The following is a 1032-nucleotide window of genomic DNA, read 5'->3' as shown; positions in this document are numbered from 1 at the left end:
CGCTGTTCCAGCATCCCGGATCGCCGGGCAGGGCCGGCGGGCGGGACGGATCCCGGAGCAGTCTGTGGTCCGACGGCGATCGGCACCGAACCCGAGCGACACCCGAGCCCGGACAGGCCACCGAACGACCCGACCACCCAGCACTCGAACCCGGGAGGAAGCCCTTTCATGCGCACCTCGACCCGACGCCCCCTCACCGTCCTGCTGACCGCTGCCGCCGCCCCTGGTGGCCGCCGCGGCCGCCCCGGCCGCCGCCGTCCACGGCGGATCGGACACCACGACCGCGTCCCACCCGTTCGCCGTGGCCCTGCAGACCGCCGCGGGTGAGCAGTGGTGCACCGGCGCGCTGATCGCGCCGACCAAGGTACTGACCGCGGGCCACTGCGTCGCCGAGGCGGACGACCCGGGCTCGCTGCGGGTGATCGCCGGGCGCACCGACCTGACCGGCACCTCCGGCCAGGTCCGCCGGGTGAAGGCCTACCGGGTGGACCCCCGCTACACCACCGGCCTGGACCACGACTCCGCCGTCCTCACCCTGGACTGCCCGCTGTCGCAGAAGCCGGTCCGGGTGGCACGGCAGGGGGACGACGCGCTGTACCGCTACGGCCGCACGGCCACCCTGCTGGGGTTCGGCCGCACCGGCTCGGACGGCCCCGGCACGCACCTCAAGCAGGCGGTCCTGACGCTGGCTCCGCCGGCCTCCTGCGACCCGTACACCTCGCCCGACGACTCCCCGCTGCTCAAGGTCTGCGGCCTGCCGCGGGCCGGCACGACGGACAGCGTCTGCAAGGGGGACTCGGGCGGGCCGCTGGTGGTCGACGGTGTGGTGGTCGGTGTGGTCTCCACCGGCAACAAGTACTGCGACACCCAGCACCCGGTCTCGGTGTTCACCCGCGCCACCGACGTCCCCGCAAAGCTGCTGTCCTAGTAGTGCTTTGTTACTGAGGCTTTCAGGGTGGAGTCGGTGGGGTAAGTGAGAGACCGGTGCCGGCCAGGCATCCCTCAATCAGGTTGGGCCGAAGTTGGATGTGC

General features: G+C 72.6%; 1 protein-coding gene. It reads left to right on the top strand.

Annotated elements, in window-relative coordinates; genetic code table 11:
- Positions 1-226: 226 nt before the first annotated feature.
- Positions 227-928: a S1 family peptidase gene (locus ABT048_RS41660; protein WP_350526865.1), complete on the top strand. Its 702-nt coding sequence runs from the start codon at positions 227-229 to the stop codon at positions 926-928.
- The last annotated feature ends 104 nt before the right edge of the window (positions 929-1032 follow it).

The sequence above is a fragment of the Kitasatospora sp. NPDC096140 genome, from assembly GCF_040303045.1.
Classification (GTDB): domain Bacteria; phylum Actinomycetota; class Actinomycetes; order Streptomycetales; family Streptomycetaceae; genus Kitasatospora.
The sequence above is the reverse complement of the archived record's forward strand: the minus strand, read 5'-3'. Positions and strand labels throughout refer to the sequence as shown.